The following is a 16497-nucleotide window of genomic DNA, read 5'->3' as shown; positions in this document are numbered from 1 at the left end:
GGGTTGGACGCTTCAACGAGAGAGGAAACGGATATGCGGACATTCAATTGGCTGAGAAGCTCAGCGGCCACCACGGTTCTCGGGGCGGCGCTGCTGGGGATATTTGGCGGAGGCGAAGCTGCGGCCCAGGGTAAGCAGCTCACGCTGTGCTGGGCGGCATGGGATCCGGCCAACGCGCTGGTCGAACTCGGCAAGGATTTCACCAAGCAATCCGGCATCGAGATGAAGTACGAGTTTGTCCCCTGGACGAGCTACGCGGATCGCTTCCTCAACGAGCTCAACTCCCACGGCAAGCTCTGCGACCTGATCATCGGCGACAGCCAGTGGATCGGCGGCGCCGCCGAGAACAAGTGGTACGTCAAGCTCAACGATTTCTTCGACAAAGAGCATATCTCGATGGACGACTTCGTTCCGGCGACCGTTGTCGGCTATTCGCAGTGGCCAAAGAATTCGGCGAACTACTGGGCGCTGCCGGCGATGGCCGACGCCGTGGGCTGGACCTATCGCAAGGACTGGTTCTCGCGGCCCGACATTCAGTCGGCTTTCAAGGCCAAGTACGGTCGTGATCTGGCGCCGCCGAAAACCTATGACGAGTTGAAGCAGGTCGCGGAGTTCTTCCAGGGCCGCGAGATCGACGGCAAGAAGGTCTACGGCGCCTACATCTTCACCGAGCGCGGCTCCGAAGGCATCACGATGGGCGTGACCAACGTGCTCTACAATTACGGCTTCAGCTACGACAATCCGAAGAAGCCGTACCAGATGCAGGGCATTGTCAATTCCGCCGAGGCGGCCAAGGGGCTCGAATTCTACAAGGAGCTCTACAAGTGCTGCACCGCGCCGGGCATGACCAACGCCTACATGCAGGAAGGGCTCGATGCCTTCAAGTCGGGCCAGGTGGCGATGCAGATGAACTGGTTCGCCTTCTTCCCCGGCCTCTACAAGGATCCGAATGTCGGTGGCGACAAGATCGGCTTCTTCGTCAATCCGGCCGGCCCGAACGGGCACTTCACCCAACTCGGCGGACAGGGCATCTCGGTGGTTGCAACCTCCGACCGCAAGGACGACGCGCTCGCCTATATCAAGTGGTTCGCGCAGCCCGCCGTGCAGCAGAAATGGTGGCAGATCGGCGGCTACTCGGCGCTCAAGGCGGTGGTCGACGCGCCGGACTTCCCGAAGAGCGCGGCGTTCGCGCCGCAATTCCTGGAGTCGATGGGCATCGTCAAGGACTTCTGGGCCGAGCCGTCCTACGCCCAGCTGCTACTTGATATGCAGAAGCGGGTGCACGACTACGTCGTCGCCGACAAGGGCACGGCTCAGCAGGCGCTCGATCTCCTGGTCAAGGACTGGACCAAGGTGTTCAAGGAACAGGGCAAGCAAGTCGCCTCGCAATAGCCCGAACGCCGCGTCCCAACTGAACTGGCTTCCCCGAGGTCAGCCTCGGGGACGCCGAACCAGCCAGCCGATGGACAAGATGACGACGATCCTGCAACCCGACCATGCTACGATCCCGGGCGTGAGCGAGCCCGCCAAATCCCGCGCCGCACGCCGCGGCCATGGTCTGTCCGACCGGACCATCGCGTGGCTGTTCGTCGCGCCGACGATTGCGCTGCTGCTCGCGATCAACATCTTCCCGCTGGTCTGGATGATCCGGCTGTCCTTCACCAGCCTCAACCTCAGCATGTCCTATCTGCCGCTGCGTTTTGTCGGGCTCGACAATTTCAGCGACATACTCAACGACGAGGACGTCTGGTTCCGGCTCCAGACCACGGCGCAATTCGTGATCTGCTCGGTCGCCTTGCAGGTCGTGGTCGGCTTTGGGCTCGCGCTTCTGATCAACCGTCAATTCCGCGGCCACAGTTTCTGGACCACGATCATCCTGCTGCCGATGATGCTGTCACCGGCGGTTGTCGGCAATTTCTGGACGCTGCTGCTGCAGCCGCAGATCGGCCCGTTCAACTATCTGATCAGCTTGTTCACCGGTGTGTCGCCGAGCTCTTTCAGCATGACAGGGCAGGTCGCGCTCGCGCCATGGACCATCGTGCTCGTCGACACCTGGATGTGGGCGCCCTACGTGATGCTGATCTGTCTCGCCGGGCTGCGCTCGATCCCGGATTACATCTACGAGGCGGCTGAAGTCGATCGTGCCTCGGCCTGGCGGCAGTTCTGGTCGATCACGCTGCCGATGACGGTGCCGTTCCTGATGCTGGCGGTGCTGTTTCGCGCGATCGAGAACTTCAAGATGTTCGACATGGTCAACCTGCTGACGTCCGGAGGGCCAGGATCGACCACCGAGCTCGTATCGATCACACTGAAGCGCGCGGCATTCGAGAAGTGGCGCACCGGCTATTCCTCCGCGCTCGCCATCATCCTGTTCGTGACCGTGTTCGGGGCCGCCAACATCTACGTCAAAGCGCTCAACAAGGTGAAGCAACGATGACCGCTGCCGTAGCCAAATCCGTCCTGGCCAGATCCAGCGCACACTCGATCGTCGAGGCCTCGCCGCGCACCAAGGCATTCGCTGGCGCTCTCGTCATCCTCTATGCGTTGATCACGATCCTGCCGCTGCTCTGGATCGTCGCCACCGCCTTCAAGTCGCAAAGCGATGCCATCGCCTATCCGCCCAAGGTGATCTTCGAGCCGACGCTCGAAGGATATGTCAACCTGTTCACGGTACGCACCCGCCAGACGCCTGATTTCATCGCCAAGTTGCCGCCGCCGGAGACCTGGTATGACAAGCTGGTCTGCAAGCATGACATGGTCATTGCCGGATCGTCCAAAGTCGTCCCGCGCTTTGTCAATTCGCTGATCATCGGGTTCGGTTCGACTTTCCTCGCCGTCTTCCTCGGTACGCTCGCGGCCTACGCTTTCTCGCGCTTCCGCATTCCGTTGGCCGACGATCTGTTGTTCTTCATTCTGTCGACGCGGATGATGCCGCCGGTCGCGGTCGCGATTCCGATCTATCTGATGTACCGGCAGCTCAACCTGACCGACACCAGGCTCGGAATGATCCTGCTCTACACCGCCGTGAACGTCTCGCTCGCGGTCTGGCTGCTCAAGGGGTTCATCGACGAGATCCCACGCGAGTACGAGGAGGCGGCCCTCGTCGACGGCTACACGCGACTGCAGGCGCTGCGCAAGGTGGTGCTGCCGCAGGCCGTCACCGGAATCGCGGCGACCGCGATCTTCTGCCTGATCTTCTCCTGGAACGAATACGCCTTCGCGGTTCTGCTGACTAGCGGTGAGGCGCAGACCATGCCGCCCTTCATCCCTTTCATCATCGGTGAGGGCGGGCAGGACTGGCCGGCGGTTGCCGCCGCGACCACGCTGTTCGTCGTCCCGATCGTCATGTTCACCGTGCTGCTCCGCAAGCATCTGTTGCGCGGCATCACCTTCGGAGCGGTGCGCAAATGAGCGGTTCAGCTGTTGTTAAGGAGGCCAAGGGAACCAAGGGGACATTGCACCGCTTCTTCAGCCGCGGGCGCTGGGAGGCCGTTGCGATGACCCTGATCGGGGGCGGCATCTTCATGCTGGTGCAGCCCTTCTCGATCGATCTCTACAGCTATTCATTCGTGACGATTCTGGCCGGCACGGTAGGCTTCGTCGTCGTCAGCCACTTTCCGGAATAGGGCCATGGCTCAGATCCGCATCGAAAATCTTCGCAAGTCGTTCGATCAGTTCACCGCGGTGGAAGGGTCGACCTTCACCATCGACGACGGCACTTTCTTCGCGTTGCTCGGCCCTTCCGGCTGCGGCAAGACCACCACCTTACGCATGATTGCCGGCCTCGAGCTGCCGACCGAGGGCAAGATCCTGCTCGACGGGGAGGACGTCACGTTCCACCGCGCCGCCGTCCGCGATATCGCGTTCGTGTTCCAGCTGTTCGCGCTCTATCCGCACATGAATGTCGGGCAGAACATAGGCTTCCCGCTGAAGTGCCAGGGCATGGCGCGGCACGAGATTCGCGAGCGGGTGCAGGAGACCGCGCGGATGCTGCGGATCGAGCATCTGCTGTCGAGCAAGACATCGAAGCTCTCGGGCGGCGACCGCCAGCGTGTCGCGCTCGGGCGAGCCATGGTGCGGCGCCCGAAGGCCTTCCTGATGGACGAGCCGCTGGGCGCACTCGACGCAGAGTTTCGTCATCTGATGTGCGGCGAGCTGCGCGATTTGCACGATCGCATCAAGGCGACCACGGTCTATGTCACCCACGACCAGCTCGAAGCGATGTCGATGGCCGACCAGATTGCGATCATGAACAAGGGGCGCGTGGAACAGATCGGCACGCCGCAGGAGGTCTACGACCGGCCCGCCAGCATGTTCGTCGCGGACTTCATCGGCTCGCCGCCGATGAACTTCCTGCGCTTCGAGGGCGGGCTGCGATCTGGTGACCGGGCGATCAATTTTCACGACACCAGGCTCGTGGTGCCCGAGATTCGCGAGGACCGCGCCAGCGCTGCGCTGGCCCTCGGGATTCGCCCGGAACATATTCGCTTCACCGACGCCGGATCCGTTCGCGGCGAGGTGTTCGGCGCGGAATATCTCGGCACGACGCAGATCGTCACAATCGACACGGCGTATGGACGGGTCGCGGCGCGGCTGCCGTCGAGCGCCTCGGTGCGGATCGGAGAGACCGTCGGCCTCGAATTCAACTCCGTTCGGCTCTCGTTGTTCGATGCCGGCAGCGGCCTTGCAATCAGGACCGCCGGCGAGGAGGCGGGGCGCCATGGTTGACGTCAGCCTGCGCAATATCAGCAAGCGCTTCGGCGCGGTGGAGGCGGTGCGCGATCTCTCACTGACGGTGAACGACGGCGAGTTCCTCGTTCTGCTCGGGCCGAGCGGTGCCGGCAAGACCACGACGCTGCGGCTGATCACCGGGCTCGAGAGCCCCGACGCCGGTTCGGTCATGATCGGCGGGCGCGATGTGACGCATGATCCGCCGGGTTCACGGGACATCGCATTCGTGTTCCAGCAATATTCGCTGTATCCGCATCTGTCGGTCTATGACAACCTCGCATTCCCGCTGCGCTCGCCGGCACGGCGCGTGCTGGAGCCGCTGATCCGGAAGCGTGTCGAGCAGACCGCGGAGCTCCTGCACATCGCCAGCAAGCTGAATAATCGTGCCACCCGCCTGTCGGGAGGTGAGATGCAGCGGGTCGCGATCGGCCGTGCGCTGGTGCGCGATCCCTCGATCTATCTGATGGACGAGCCGCTGTCGTCGCTGGATGCAAAGCTTCGCGCCGAGCTTCGCCTCGAGCTGAAACGGATCCAGCTCGAGCTCGGCGCGACCATCCTTTATGTGACCCACGACCAGGTCGAAGCCATGACGATGGCATCGAGGATCGGCGTGATCAAGGACGGCCGGCTGCTGCAGCTCGGCACGCCGAGGGAGGTCTACGAAAATCCATCCAGCAGCTACGTCGCGTCGCGGCTCGGGACGCCCCAGATCAATTTCCTTCCCGCACGGCTGTTGTCCGATATGGCCATACCGCCGGAAACGGAGACGGTCGGCATCCGCACCGAGCACCTTCAGATCACCGCGCGCAACGGCGGGCAGATGGTCGGTCGGGTGCATCGCGTCGAGCATCTCGGCGAGCAGAATCACGTTCACCTCGACTATAAGGGCGAAACGCTGGTGACGCTGGCGGATCCGCATCAACCGCTGCGGGCCGGCCAGGAGGTTGAATTGCAACTGGTGCGTCCGCTGTGTTTCGACCGGGCGGGGCAACGCATCGGCGCGATGGTCCAATAGGGGAGCGAGAGGTTCAGATAGATGTCTGTGCAACCGGAGACATTCAAGTCGCTGCTCAAGGCGGCCGCCGAGCAGGTCATCGCCAGCGCGCCGGAGCTCACGAGCCTGGATCAGGCGATCGGCGACGGCGACCACGGGACCAACATGAAGCGCGGCTTCGAAGCCGTGCTCGGCAAGCTCGATGCCATCTCGGCGCAGCCGCTCAACGAGGCATTCAAGGCGATCGGCAAGACCCTGGTCATGACGGTCGGCGGCGCCTCCGGCCCGCTTTATGGCAGTTTCTTTCTCGCCGCGGGCGAGGCGCTGTCGCAAGACAAACACCTGCCTGACGATCTCGCCGACGTGTTCGGTAGCGGAGTGGACGCGGTGAGCGCGCGGGGCCGCTCGCAGGCCGGCGAGAAGACGATGCTCGATGTGCTCGTTCCGGTGCTGGAGACACTGAAAGCGGGCGCCGGCCAGCCCGATTTGATCGCGCGGGTGCGCATCACCGCAGCTGAAGCGGTTGAGCGCACAGTGCCGATGCAAGCCACCAAGGGCCGGGCGTCGTTCCTCGGTGCGCGCAGCGTCGGTCATGTCGATCCCGGGGCACGATCGAGCTGCGTTCTGCTGCACGCTGTGTGCGCTGGCCTGGAGGCGCGGCAATGACCGATACCGTAGGGATCGTGATCGTCTCGCATTCCCGGGATATCGCCAAGGGAACCGCGGACATGGTGCGGCAGATGGTCGGCAGCGAGGTCAAGGTCGCGTTCTGCGGCGGCAATCCCGATGGTGGTCTCGGCACCAGCGTGCCGCTGATCATCGACGCCATCAACGATGCCTGGTCGTCGAAAGGCGTTGCTGTGCTTGTCGACCTCGGCGGCGCCGAGACGAACAGCGAAATGGCGGTCGAAATGCTGGAGCCGGCGCGGCGTGATCTCGTTGTCGTCTGCAACGCGCCGATCGTCGAGGGCGCCGTCATGGCGGCGACCGAAGCTGCGGGCGGCAGCTCGCTGGCCCAGGTCAGAGCCGTGGCCGAGGAACTCTCTGCCGATTGAAATGTCGGCGACGCGATTAATGGATGATGAGCATGCTTGATAGAGCGGACGGACAGATTTTCACCGGAAATGTGCGGCTGGTGCATGCGGTCGGCATGCACGCGCGCCCCGCGGTCAAGCTGACCAAGCTCGCCAAGAAGTTCCAGGCTCAGATCTCGGTGCGGGTCGCGGGCGCGCCGGAATGGATCAATGCCAAGAGCGTGGCCAAGATCATGGCAATGCGCGCGGCACATGGCAGCACGATCGAGATCAAGGCCTCCGGTAGCGATGCCGAGGCCGCGGTCGCGGCGCTGGTCGATCTGATCGCAAGCGATTTTCCGGATGGAGCACCATAGCATGCAGGGCGGCGCTGCAGGGCTGGCCTACCGCGGCAGGACCGCCTCGATCGGCTTTGCCCATGGCCCGTTCGTCCGTGTCGACGCGGGCGCGACCGGCGAGCGTGTGGCCGGCACACTGGTCGAGGAGGCGCTGGCTCTGCGCAATGCGATCGACGTCGCGAGTGGCCAGATCGCGGATCTTGCCGCCAGCGCCGGCGGCGAAGCTGCGCAGATCCTCGAATTCCAGGTTGCGCTGCTGGAGGACGAGGATTTGATCGAGGCGATCTTCGCGTCGATCGGCGAGGGACGTCCGGCCGATATCGCATGGCGTTCGACGCTCGACGCGCACATCGCCGACTACAATTCCGCACCGGACGACTATCTGAAAGCGCGTTCCTCCGATCTTGCGGATTTGCGCGACCGCGTGGTCCACATTCTGCGTGGCGACCAGGGGCAGCCGCTGAAGATCCCGAACGGGGGCGTGGTCTGCGCCGACGATCTGCCGCCATCGCGATTCCTCGAGATCGACTGGTCCGGCGGCGGCGGCCTGGCGCTGTTGCGCGGAAGCCCGACCAGCCATGTCGCGATGCTGGCGCGGGCGCGCGGCATCCCGATGGTGGTGCAGCTCGGTTCCATTCCGGACATCGGCACCATGGCGTTGCTCGACGGCGAAGGCGCGACGCTGGAGCTCGATCCCAATGCCGAACAGGTCCGTACTTTCGAGAAGCGGCGCGACAGCCATCTCAAGAGCAGGGCATCCGCGCGCGCAATCCTGCGGCGGCCGACAGCCTCCTGGCGCGGCGAGCGGATCAAGCTCTTCATCAATATCCAACGCGTCGAGGATCTCGAGCATGCCGATGCGCAATATGCCGACGGCATCGGCCTGATGCGCACCGAGTTCCTGCTGACGGAGCGCGGTAGCCTGCCCGACGAAGAGACACAGTTTCAGGCTTACGATGCGGTGTTGCGTTGGGCAGACCGGCGACCGGTCACCATTCGCACGTTTGACGCGGGCGGCGACAAGCCGGTGCCGGGCTTCACGGTGGACGGCGAAGCCAATCCGTTCCTCGGGGTGCGCGGCCTGCGCCTGTGCCTCGCCCGGCCCGAGATCTTTGCGGTTCAGCTCCGCGCGCTGGCGCGGGCCGCGGTGCGCGGCAATCTCAAGGTCATGTTCCCGATGGTCACATCGGCGGACGAGCTCGAGGCGGGACGGAAGCTGTTCGCCGATGTCGTGCAGCGCTTGCAGGCGGACGGCATTGCCGCGATGCTTCCCGAGCTGGGAATCATGGTCGAAGTCCCGGCGGCGGCCCTTGCGGTATCTCAGCTTCAAGGCCGCCTTCTTCTCGATCGGCTCGAACGATCTCGCGCAATATGTCCTGGCTTGCGATCGTTCCAACGGAGCTCTCGCCCCATTGGGGGACCCTCTGCATCCCGCAGTGCTCGAACTGATCGCGCGGACCGCAGAGCACGGCCGCCGCGCCGGCATCAGCGTCAGCCTGTGCGGCGACATGGCCGGTGATCCGCGCTGCCTGCCGGCCCTGCTGAATTGTGGCCTGCGCGAACTCTCCGTCAATGCATCGGCGCTGGCGCAGATCAAGCACACCATTGACCGGCTGAGCAGCGGAGGCAGCGTTGGCTGACACGGCGGCCGATGAAGCGCCCGAAGCGGGCGCGGTTGCGGTCTACAAGCGTATCTTCAAGGAAGTCCTTGAGAGCCGCCCGTCCGGCATGCGGCTTCGGCTGGCCCATGCCATGGGCAAGAACCGCAGCTTCGTCAGCCAGATCAGCAATCCCGCATATCCGGTGCCGATACCGGTGCAGCATCTCAACACGATCTTCGATGTCTGCCACTTTCCGCCACAGGCGAAGGCAGCCTTCCTTCGCGCCTATGCGCGCGCACATCCGCGCCGCGTCGGCCGGTTGAGCGAAGGCTCGCACGAGCGGACGCTGACGCTGCATCTGCCGGACCTCGGCAGCGCCAAGCGCAACGCCGAGCTTGACACGCTGCTCCAGGAGTTCACGCGGCGACTGATTGCCATCATGCGGGAAAAATAGGCGAGAAACGCCGAACGGACGAAGCGGGGAGGACACAATGAAGAAGTTCATCAATTCGGTCGACAACGTGCTCGGCGAAAGCCTCGACGGTTTCGCGGCCGCGCACGCCGATCTGGTTGTGCTGGGCGCCGAGCGCAAATTCGTCCGCCGCCGCGAGCTGAACTCGAAGAAGTCGCGCTGGTCTCGGGCGGCGGCAGCGGGCACGAGCCGCTGCATGCCGGCTTCGTCGGCTACGGCATGCTGGATGCCGCCTGTCCCGGCCAGGTGTTCACTTCGCCGACGCCGGACCAGATCGTCGAGGCCGCACAGGCGGTCGCGGGCGATGCCGGCGTCCTGTTCATCGTCAAGAACTATGCCGGCGACCGCATGAACTTCGAGATGGCAGCCGAGATCGCCGAAGGTCGCATCGCCACCATCGTGACCGATGACGATGTCGCGGTCGAGAAGTCTACCTACAGTATCGGGCGGCGCGGCGTCGCCGGCACGTTGATTGTCGAGAAGATCGTCGGCGCCGCCGCCGAGAGAGGCGCCGATCTCACCTCCTGCGTGGCGCTCGGCGAGCGCATCAACGCACAGACGCGCTCGATGGGCGTTGCGCTGACCAGCTGCACCGTCCCGGCTGCGGGCACGCCGACCTTTGCACTTGCCGAAGACGAGATGGAGATGGGGGTCGGCATTCACGGCGAGCCTGGCCGCCGTCGCGTCAAGCTCGCAGAGGCCGATGCGATCGCATCGGAGATGACGGCAGCGATCGCCGGCGATCTCGCGGCGCCCGCGGGCTCCGAGGCGCTGCTGCTCGTCAACGGCTTCGGCAGCACGCCGACGATCGAGCTCTATCTGATGTACAACGCGGCGCGCCGGATGCTCGAGGAGCGGGGCCTGCGCATCGCCCGTTCGCTGGTCGGCAGCTACGTCACATCGCTGGACATGGCGGGTTGCTCGCTCACCGTGAGCCTGCTCGACAGCGAGACCACGGCGCTCTGGGATCATCCCGTGCGTACGGCCGCATTGAAATGGTGACCGCCGCGGTGGGCGGCCGCTGATCTTCAGATTGCGCCCTGACCGACGATGGGCCGGGGTCTCAGGCATGCACCGGAAGTCTGCCGGTTCACCCTCCCTGAAACTTGCCGTGTCCTTCGGGCGCGGCATCTCTTTTGCGAGGAGACAAGAGCTTCGGCAATCGTGAGTGCCAAGCCATTGATTTGCTGGTGGGCCTGGCAGGACTCGAGCCTGCAACCATGAACGGGCATAGCGGTTCGGTTGTGAATTTGCCCTCGGATGCTTGCTCCACAATTCGCCTGACGCGGAGCATTTGGACTGTTCGGACGGCGTTAAGAGGCAGCAGAACCGAGTGAAGGATGAGGATTGGATACAAGCCGTCGAAGAACGCATATGCGATGAACGCGACATTGCTCAAGATGGCCGTGATCCTGAGCTGGAGCATCGTCCTCATGCAAAACGTGGCGAAGACGAGAAGAGATGCGAGATAGCCGGCGGCTTCGACCCAGGGCTTAGAGCCGCAGAGCAAAACGTCTGAGCAGCGCATTTCCGCATCCTTCTATGAACTTGCCCCTGAAGAGCGCGGCAACCCCCTGCACACGTGGCTCAACGGGCTTGGATACCGAAGCAAACGCAAGAATCGGATGCTGATCGGCTAGAAGAATCCGGCACTGAGATCCAGCCCATAAGTCACCGACAGCAGCCACACCAAGAGGGCGGCTCCACAGAACAACGCGGTCTGCTTGAGGACGTTTGCCTGCAATGACGATGCGGGGAATACCCGGACAAAAGCGTTTGCAATCGCAGCAGTTGCAGCGGCGCGCGCGATTCGGCTCTCGGCGACGGGGGGCTTCTTCGATCTTCCAGAATGCCCGGACAAAGCAGGCCCCAAGGCAAACTGAAATCAGCATGAGCAAAGATGCCCGATCGCTAACGGTCTGGATCACACAATTTCCAATGCAAGGCTCCAGGCAAATGGTGCGCCAACAGCGCCTCGATCAGGGAATGTTGATCGCCGGCAGCGGGCCAGTGGGTCGGATCAACGCTTTAGCAGGTTGCTCCTGCGCGAAGGCCGCGAGTGCAATCAAAACGGCGCATAATAGGGCGATGAAAAAGCCGAGACGCCACCGCCGCTCCGTCCGGTTGTCGTCGGGCGTGTCAAGCCGGCGCGCGCCCGTTGCTGTGCGCATCGTTAATCTCCGAATATCGTGACGGTGAGAAGGCCAGTCTTCCCAACACCCGCGCTGAATATCTCGCCACTCGATGCGTCTGGGAACTACCTAGAAAGGTGGTCCGGTGTCTCTTATGCTTGCTCGAAGGTCGGTGACCTGCGCACTCGTTTCGGGGGGACATGTATCTATCCACGGATTCCACCAATCCGCAGAATCAAGATGTCTATGCACTCTGGGATCGGCTGGCCGAGTTCTCCGTCGGCGATGGCGACGCCGCACTGACACATCTGCTGGCCGCACTGCGTACCATGTTGTCGGCACGCAATGTGCTATGGGGTGTTGTCGTGCGATTGCCTTCGCCGAAGCGGGCTGATCCCTTGCTTGGTTGGCGTCCGCGCCTCGTCCGGGTGCTGGACCCGATACCGGCGGTGGCTGCATCCGTGCAGAAGCAGTTCGATACGCTCTGGTCCCGCGACGTCGACCTGTCTCAGATCCTTTCCATGTCGGGAGATGAGCCGTTCCGCGTCCGCCTGCTGTTCGAAGCGCTGCCGGCGGAATGGTTCGAGGGCGAGCACTATCGGCGGCACTATTTGGACGTCGGCTTCGCCGACAGCATTTCCGTGCGCATAGCGCTCAATGACGACGTGAGGATTTGCCTGTTCGTATTTCGCGATGCGGAGGCCCCTCGCTTCTCGGCACAGGACGGCCAGCGTCTGGGCTTCGTGATGCGCGGGTTGAGATGGTTTCACCGTCAGCAACTGCTCAGCCACGGCCTGCTCATCGCCAATGCACCCCTGACACCTGCTGAACGCAGGGTGTTGCTCGCACTGCTCGACGGGCACACGGAAAAGCAGATCGCGCAGAGGCTTGACCAAAGTCCGAACACCACGCATTTCCACGTCAAGTCGATCTACGCCAAGTTCGGCGTGCGCAATCGCTCGGCGCTCACCGCGCTGTGGCTCGGCAAGCTGCGATAACGAACTTACAGTTGATTTGCTGGTGGGCCGGCAGGACTCGAACCTGCAACCAGACCGTTATGAGCGACAGGATATCGATCAGGTTCGTTGATTTTCCTTTTGTTTTGTTTGCTTTCGATCGCGTTCGTTGTGGTTTGATCGCGCCGTTTCTGGTGCGAAACTGGTGCGGTCCATCATCTGATCTGGACAACGACTTTCCCCTTGGCTCGACCCTTATCGAGGTACGCAAGCGGCTCCTTCGCCTGTTCGAACGGAAACACCTTGTCGATCACTGGCCGGATGCGACCCGCCTTGAGAAGCTCACCGATTTCTGCGAGTTGGCCACCGTCAGGATGCACGAACAGGAACGAGTACGCGACGCCACGTTTCTTGGCGCGGCCAACTATCTTGCGGCTTAGCAACCCGAACAGCAGCGCCATGAAGAAGTTCATACCCCGGGCGCGTGCGAATGCGGGGTCAGGCGGCCCGACGAGCGAGACGACGGCGCTCCTTGCCTTCAATATCCGAAGGGATTTCTCGATCGCATCGCCCCTAACCGTTCCCAGCACGACGTCATAATCCCTCAGCACCTCGTCAAATTGCTGTTTCTTGTAATCAATCACCTCATCCGCTCCAAGGCTCCGCACGAGATCCACGTTTCCTGTGCTGGTTGTCGTCCCCACTCTTGCTCCGAGGTATTTCGCGAGCTGCATCGCGAACGTGCCGATACCTCCGGCACCTGCGGGGATAAACACCTTTTGACCTGGCTTGAGATTTGCTCGCTCCTTGAGCGCTTGCCACGACGTCAGACCGACCATCGGCATCGAGGCCGCCTGCACGAAATCCAGATTCTCCGGTTCGAGCGCGGCGGCGTTCTCCGGCACAAGCGCAAACTCGGCGAGGGCGCCTGTGCCGAGATCGAAGATGCTGGCGAATACGGCATCGCCCGGCTCAAAGCGAGTCACACGACTTCCGACCTCCACCACGACGCCGGCCAAATCGCTACCCATCGTGGCGGGTAGCTGAAACCGAAGGAAGGGCTTGAACGTTCCCTTCGGAATCATGTTGTCGACCGGATTCAAGCCGGCCGCGTGAACCTGAACGAGAATTTCGTTCGGCTTGAGCGTCGGCCGAGGGGTATCGACAATGACGATCTGATCTGGCTTGCCGTAACGCTTGAAGACGAGTGCTTTCATGTTTCTCTAATCCCGTGGATTCTTGGCGATGACGGAAGCGCTTGCATCGGTCTTGGCCGTCAGAATGCTCGGGCGACGCGGCGAGCCTGCACCGTCGTCGCCACATCAAGCCGCAGGTCTTTTCGAATCCCGGCATCTACCAAGCCAGCAGGCGCAAATCTGCGAAGAAAGCGGAGGCGCTTCGCGAGCCTGCCGGCCGCGTATCGGAGTTGCGGGCGAGACGCACTAGCCGCCTTCAGTACGGTCTCAGCCACGACGTCAGCCGACTCGGCGGTTGTCATCACCTCTTTCACCCTCTTGTTCACGCCTGCACGCGCCTCGCGATATTCATCGAGCTTGGCATCCGGCTCCATGAAGTTCGCGTCGAATGGCGTCTTGGTGTACGCAGGCTCGATGACCGAGACCCGAATGCCCTTCGTGCGCAGTTCATGGTCGAGCGATTCAGAGTAGCCTTCCACCGCGTGCTTGGTTGCGGCATAGAGCGCGCCATACGGCATCGGTAGAAAGCCAAGCACGGAACCAATGTTGATAATCCGACCATTCCCTTGGCGTCGCATGTGAGGCACGACGGCGCGCGTCATCCGGATCAGTCCGAAAAAATTCGTCTCGAAAATTGCCCGGGCCTGATCGATCGAGCTCTCTTCCGCTCCGGCAGGAGCAACACCGAAACCGGCGTTGTTCACGAGCAGATCGATGTGGCCGTCTCGCCGCATCACTTCATTGATGGCGGCTTCCACGGAATCATCGCTGGTCACGTCGAGGGACAGCATCTCGAACGATTGCTTGCCCGCCTGGGCTCCCCGTCTGCTGGTGCCGTAAGCCCTGTAACCGGCTTTTGCGAGCCGCTCCGCCGTGGCTTCGCCGATGCCTGACGAGGCGCCGGTAACGAGCGCGACCTTTGTCATGATCTTGTTCATAAGCTTCTCCGATGGCGGTTATGGGTGCCGCGCAAAATTTGATTACGATCGTAATTATTGATATAGATGACGGTCGTAATTATATTTGTCAAGACCGATAACCAAGGATTTGCGACATGCGCGTTTCGAAGGAACAGGCCGCCAAAAATCGCCAGCGCATTCTCGATGTTGCCTCCCGCCTCATGCGAGAGCGCGGCATCTCGGGCGCAGGCGTAGACGCCCTAACCGAGGCGGCCGGGATGACTCACGGCAGCCTGTACAGTCGGTTCGGTTCCAAGGAACGGCTTATCGAAGAAGCGGTGGCCCACGCGATATCCACAAAAGGGCAAGAAGTGCCCGAGGACTTTGGGCTCGATGACTATATTTCAGAATACCTGTCGGCGGCGCATCGCGACGAGCCGGGAAGCGGCTGCCCCTTCGCAGCCCTGTGTTGTGAGATGCCGCGCCAAAGTAAAGGCGTGAGAGAGCGTTTCACCGAGGGAGTGCGGGGCATGATCGGGCTGATGAGCGGCCGAATGGCCTCGGGATTGAAGCCGCGGCAGCGTGAGGAGAGGGCCCTTGCGACCGCCGCCTCCTTGGTCGGAGCACTCGTGCTCGCTCGCGCCGTGAACGATCCCAAGTTATCGGACGACATTCTTCGTGCGACCAAGAACCGGTTGGGCGACTGACTGGTCATCGCAGGCCGATTTGTGCGATGACACCGCCGAATCCACGATCAAGAAGGAGAAACCTTTGTCAGATCGAATGTGGAGCGATATTTTGATGGCCGTTGAAGTAGAGCAATGAGCGACAGAACCAGGCATTTCTGGTGCGGTACTCCAACGGTGAGAGACGAAGACCTGCTAAGCCATTGAATTTCTAGTGGGCCCGGCAGGACTTCGAACCTGCAACCAGACCGTTATGAGCGGCCGGCTCTAACCATTGAGCTACAGGCCCCGCCGCCTTGCGGGCCGCGGGGCGCGGCCGGCAACGGTGCGGGCTCCGTTTACAGGCTGACTGCGGTTTCGGCAATGCCGCCCCCACGTCCCTGCCATCGCCGCCGGGCCAGCCACGTCTCGCGGCTGGCATCACTGGAACAGCGGCCGGCAGCCATCTTGCCTAGCCCTCCGTCTTTCTGGCGACCGGCGCCTCAATCCACCGAGACGCCGGCAAACTCGACGACTTTGCGCCATTTCTCGGTCTCGTCGGTCACCAGCTTGCCGAATTCGGCCGGGGCCATCGGCTTCGGGATGCCGCCGACCTCGGCAAGGCGCGCCACGAGCTTGGGATCCTTCAGCGCTTCGCCGACCGCCCTGTTGAGCGCATCGACGATTTCCGGCGGCGTGCCCTTCGGCGCCGAGATGCCGTAGAAGCCGACCGCCTCGAAGCCCGGCACGGTCTCGGCGATCGCCGGCACGTCGGGCACGCCCGCCCAGCGCTTCGGCGAGGTCACGCCGAGCGCGCGGACGTTGCCGCCGCGGGCCTGCTCCAGCGCCGACGGCAGATTGTCGAAGATCAGCTGCACCTTGTTGGAGATGATGTCGGGGAAGGCGATCGCGGATCCCCGATACGGCACATGCAGCATGTCGCACTTGGTCATCGCCTTGAACAGCTCGGCCGACATGTGCACCGAGGTGCCGTTGCCCGACGAGGCATAGGAGATCTTGCCCGGATTGGCCTTGCAGTAGTCGATGAACTCCTGGACGGTCTTCACCGGCATCGCGTTCGAGACCACCAGCATGTTGGTGAGCTGCATGATGCTCGCGACCGGGGTGGTGTCGCGCAGGAAGTTGAACGGCAGCTTCTTGTAGAGCGAGGTCGAGATCGCGTTGTTGGGCGCGACGAAAAGCAGCGTATAGCCGTCAGCCGGCGAGTTGATCGCGGCCGCGGCGGCGATGTTGCCGCCCGATCCGGTGCGGTTCTCGACGATGAATTGCTGGCCGAAATGATCCGACAGCCACTGGCTCATGATGCGGGCGACGATGTCGACCGGACCGCCGGCGGCAAACCCGATCACCCAGCGCACCGGGCGGTTCGGATAGTCGGATGCGGATGAGGGGGCAATCGAGGCGAGGCAGCAAATCAAACCAAGCAAAGCGACACGCGCGAACCGGATCATCGTCTCT

Annotated in this window: 18 protein-coding genes, 1 tRNA gene and 2 pseudogenes; 16 read left to right on the top strand and 5 right to left on the bottom strand. The window is 62.7% G+C overall.

Features of this window, described 5'->3' with window-relative positions:
- Positions 1 to 33 precede the first annotated feature (33 nt).
- From ACSKB9_RS13355 to ACSKB9_RS13290, 14 genes and pseudogenes are all read left to right on the top strand, one after another.
- On the top strand, positions 34 to 1392 hold the full coding sequence (locus ACSKB9_RS13355) for an ABC transporter substrate-binding protein (RefSeq protein ID WP_168856300.1): 1359 nt from the start codon (positions 34 to 36) through the stop codon (positions 1390 to 1392).
- Between the two features lie 70 nt (positions 1393 to 1462).
- A complete protein-coding gene (locus ACSKB9_RS13350) occupies positions 1463 to 2437 on the top strand; it encodes a carbohydrate ABC transporter permease (protein WP_310881838.1) in 975 nt (324 codons plus the stop codon).
- Entirely contained in the window at positions 2434 to 3411 is a 978-nt protein-coding gene (locus ACSKB9_RS13345; protein WP_438073643.1) for a carbohydrate ABC transporter permease, read from the top strand. The genes ACSKB9_RS13350 and ACSKB9_RS13345 overlap by 4 nt, the downstream gene beginning before the upstream one ends.
- Entirely contained in the window at positions 3408 to 3626 is a 219-nt protein-coding gene (locus ACSKB9_RS13340) for a hypothetical protein (protein WP_057021016.1), read from the top strand. Before ACSKB9_RS13345 ends, ACSKB9_RS13340 begins: the two co-directional genes overlap by 4 nt.
- A gap of 4 nt (positions 3627 to 3630) precedes the next feature.
- On the top strand, positions 3631 to 4728 hold the full coding sequence (locus ACSKB9_RS13335; protein WP_438073642.1) for an ABC transporter ATP-binding protein: 1098 nt from the start codon (positions 3631 to 3633) through the stop codon (positions 4726 to 4728).
- Entirely contained in the window at positions 4721 to 5746 is a 1026-nt protein-coding gene (locus ACSKB9_RS13330) for an ABC transporter ATP-binding protein (RefSeq protein WP_438073640.1), read from the top strand. Before ACSKB9_RS13335 ends, ACSKB9_RS13330 begins: the two co-directional genes overlap by 8 nt.
- Positions 5747 to 5767: 21 nt before the next feature.
- Positions 5768 to 6391, top strand: coding sequence for a dihydroxyacetone kinase subunit DhaL (dhaL, locus tag ACSKB9_RS13325; protein WP_028335630.1), 624 nt, complete (start codon positions 5768 to 5770; stop codon positions 6389 to 6391).
- Entirely contained in the window at positions 6388 to 6780 is a 393-nt protein-coding gene (dhaM, locus tag ACSKB9_RS13320; protein ID WP_028163196.1) for a dihydroxyacetone kinase phosphoryl donor subunit DhaM, read from the top strand. The genes dhaL and dhaM overlap by 4 nt, the downstream gene beginning before the upstream one ends.
- 32 nt (positions 6781 to 6812) lie before the next feature.
- On the top strand, positions 6813 to 7115 hold the full coding sequence (locus ACSKB9_RS13315; protein ID WP_244481825.1) for an HPr family phosphocarrier protein: 303 nt from the start codon (positions 6813 to 6815) through the stop codon (positions 7113 to 7115).
- Positions 7102 to 8364, top strand: a pseudogene (locus tag ACSKB9_RS13310) (putative PEP-binding protein); the annotation flags it as partial. The gene ACSKB9_RS13315 and the pseudogene ACSKB9_RS13310, both read left to right, overlap by 14 nt.
- Entirely contained in the window at positions 8324 to 8737 is a 414-nt protein-coding gene (locus ACSKB9_RS13305) for a putative PEP-binding protein (RefSeq protein WP_438080185.1), read from the top strand. The pseudogene ACSKB9_RS13310 and the gene ACSKB9_RS13305, both read left to right, overlap by 41 nt.
- Complete coding sequence (locus ACSKB9_RS13300) at positions 8730 to 9152, top strand: hypothetical protein (RefSeq protein ID WP_253638989.1); 423 nt, start codon at positions 8730 to 8732, stop codon at positions 9150 to 9152. The genes ACSKB9_RS13305 and ACSKB9_RS13300 overlap by 8 nt, the downstream gene beginning before the upstream one ends.
- 37 nt (positions 9153 to 9189) lie before the next feature.
- Positions 9190 to 10172 (top strand): annotated as a pseudogene (dhaK, locus tag ACSKB9_RS13295) (dihydroxyacetone kinase subunit DhaK).
- Between the two features lie 331 nt (positions 10173 to 10503).
- Positions 10504 to 10689 (top strand): hypothetical protein, encoded by a 186-nt coding sequence (locus tag ACSKB9_RS13290; protein WP_438073637.1) that lies wholly within the window; start codon positions 10504 to 10506, stop codon positions 10687 to 10689.
- Between the two features lie 460 nt (positions 10690 to 11149).
- Here ACSKB9_RS13290 and ACSKB9_RS13285 read toward each other — a convergent pair whose 3' ends face one another.
- The gene (locus tag ACSKB9_RS13285; RefSeq protein ID WP_438073635.1) at positions 11150 to 11341 is read right to left on the bottom strand and encodes a hypothetical protein; all 192 of its coding nucleotides are present in this window, start codon (positions 11339 to 11341) and stop codon (positions 11150 to 11152) included.
- Positions 11342 to 11502: 161 nt separating this feature from the next.
- Between ACSKB9_RS13285 and ACSKB9_RS13280 the strand changes: the two genes are divergently transcribed.
- Complete coding sequence (locus ACSKB9_RS13280; RefSeq protein ID WP_438073633.1) at positions 11503 to 12300, top strand: helix-turn-helix transcriptional regulator; 798 nt, start codon at positions 11503 to 11505, stop codon at positions 12298 to 12300.
- Between the two features lie 173 nt (positions 12301 to 12473).
- On the opposite strand, the gene ACSKB9_RS13275 is transcribed toward ACSKB9_RS13280, so the two are convergent.
- Entirely contained in the window at positions 12474 to 13475 is a 1002-nt protein-coding gene (locus tag ACSKB9_RS13275; protein WP_438073631.1) for an NADP-dependent oxidoreductase, read from the bottom strand.
- 59 nt (positions 13476 to 13534) lie between these two features.
- Positions 13535 to 14392, bottom strand: a complete 858-nt coding sequence (locus tag ACSKB9_RS13270; RefSeq protein WP_438073629.1) for an oxidoreductase — start codon at positions 14390 to 14392, stop codon at positions 13535 to 13537.
- A gap of 116 nt (positions 14393 to 14508) precedes the next feature.
- On the opposite strand from ACSKB9_RS13270, the gene ACSKB9_RS13265 reads away from it, so the two are divergent.
- Positions 14509 to 15060, top strand: a complete 552-nt coding sequence (locus ACSKB9_RS13265; protein ID WP_438073627.1) for a TetR/AcrR family transcriptional regulator — start codon at positions 14509 to 14511, stop codon at positions 15058 to 15060.
- A gap of 194 nt (positions 15061 to 15254) precedes the next feature.
- On the opposite strand, the gene ACSKB9_RS13260 is transcribed toward ACSKB9_RS13265, so the two are convergent.
- Both ACSKB9_RS13260 and ACSKB9_RS13255 read right to left on the bottom strand, forming a co-directional pair.
- Positions 15255 to 15328, bottom strand: a tRNA-Ile gene (locus ACSKB9_RS13260).
- A 193-nt stretch (positions 15329 to 15521) separates the two neighbouring features.
- Positions 15522 to 16490 carry a Bug family tripartite tricarboxylate transporter substrate binding protein gene (locus ACSKB9_RS13255; protein WP_438073626.1) on the bottom strand — a complete coding sequence of 323 codons (969 nt, stop codon included), beginning with the start codon at positions 16488 to 16490 and terminating at the stop codon, positions 15522 to 15524.
- Between the last annotated feature and the right edge of the window lie 7 nt (positions 16491 to 16497).

Origin of the sequence: Bradyrhizobium sp. BR 1433, assembly GCF_051547665.1 — a bacterium.
GTDB lineage: Bacteria > Pseudomonadota > Alphaproteobacteria > Rhizobiales > Xanthobacteraceae > Bradyrhizobium > Bradyrhizobium australafricanum.
This window is presented reverse-complemented; position numbering and strand designations above follow the sequence as displayed.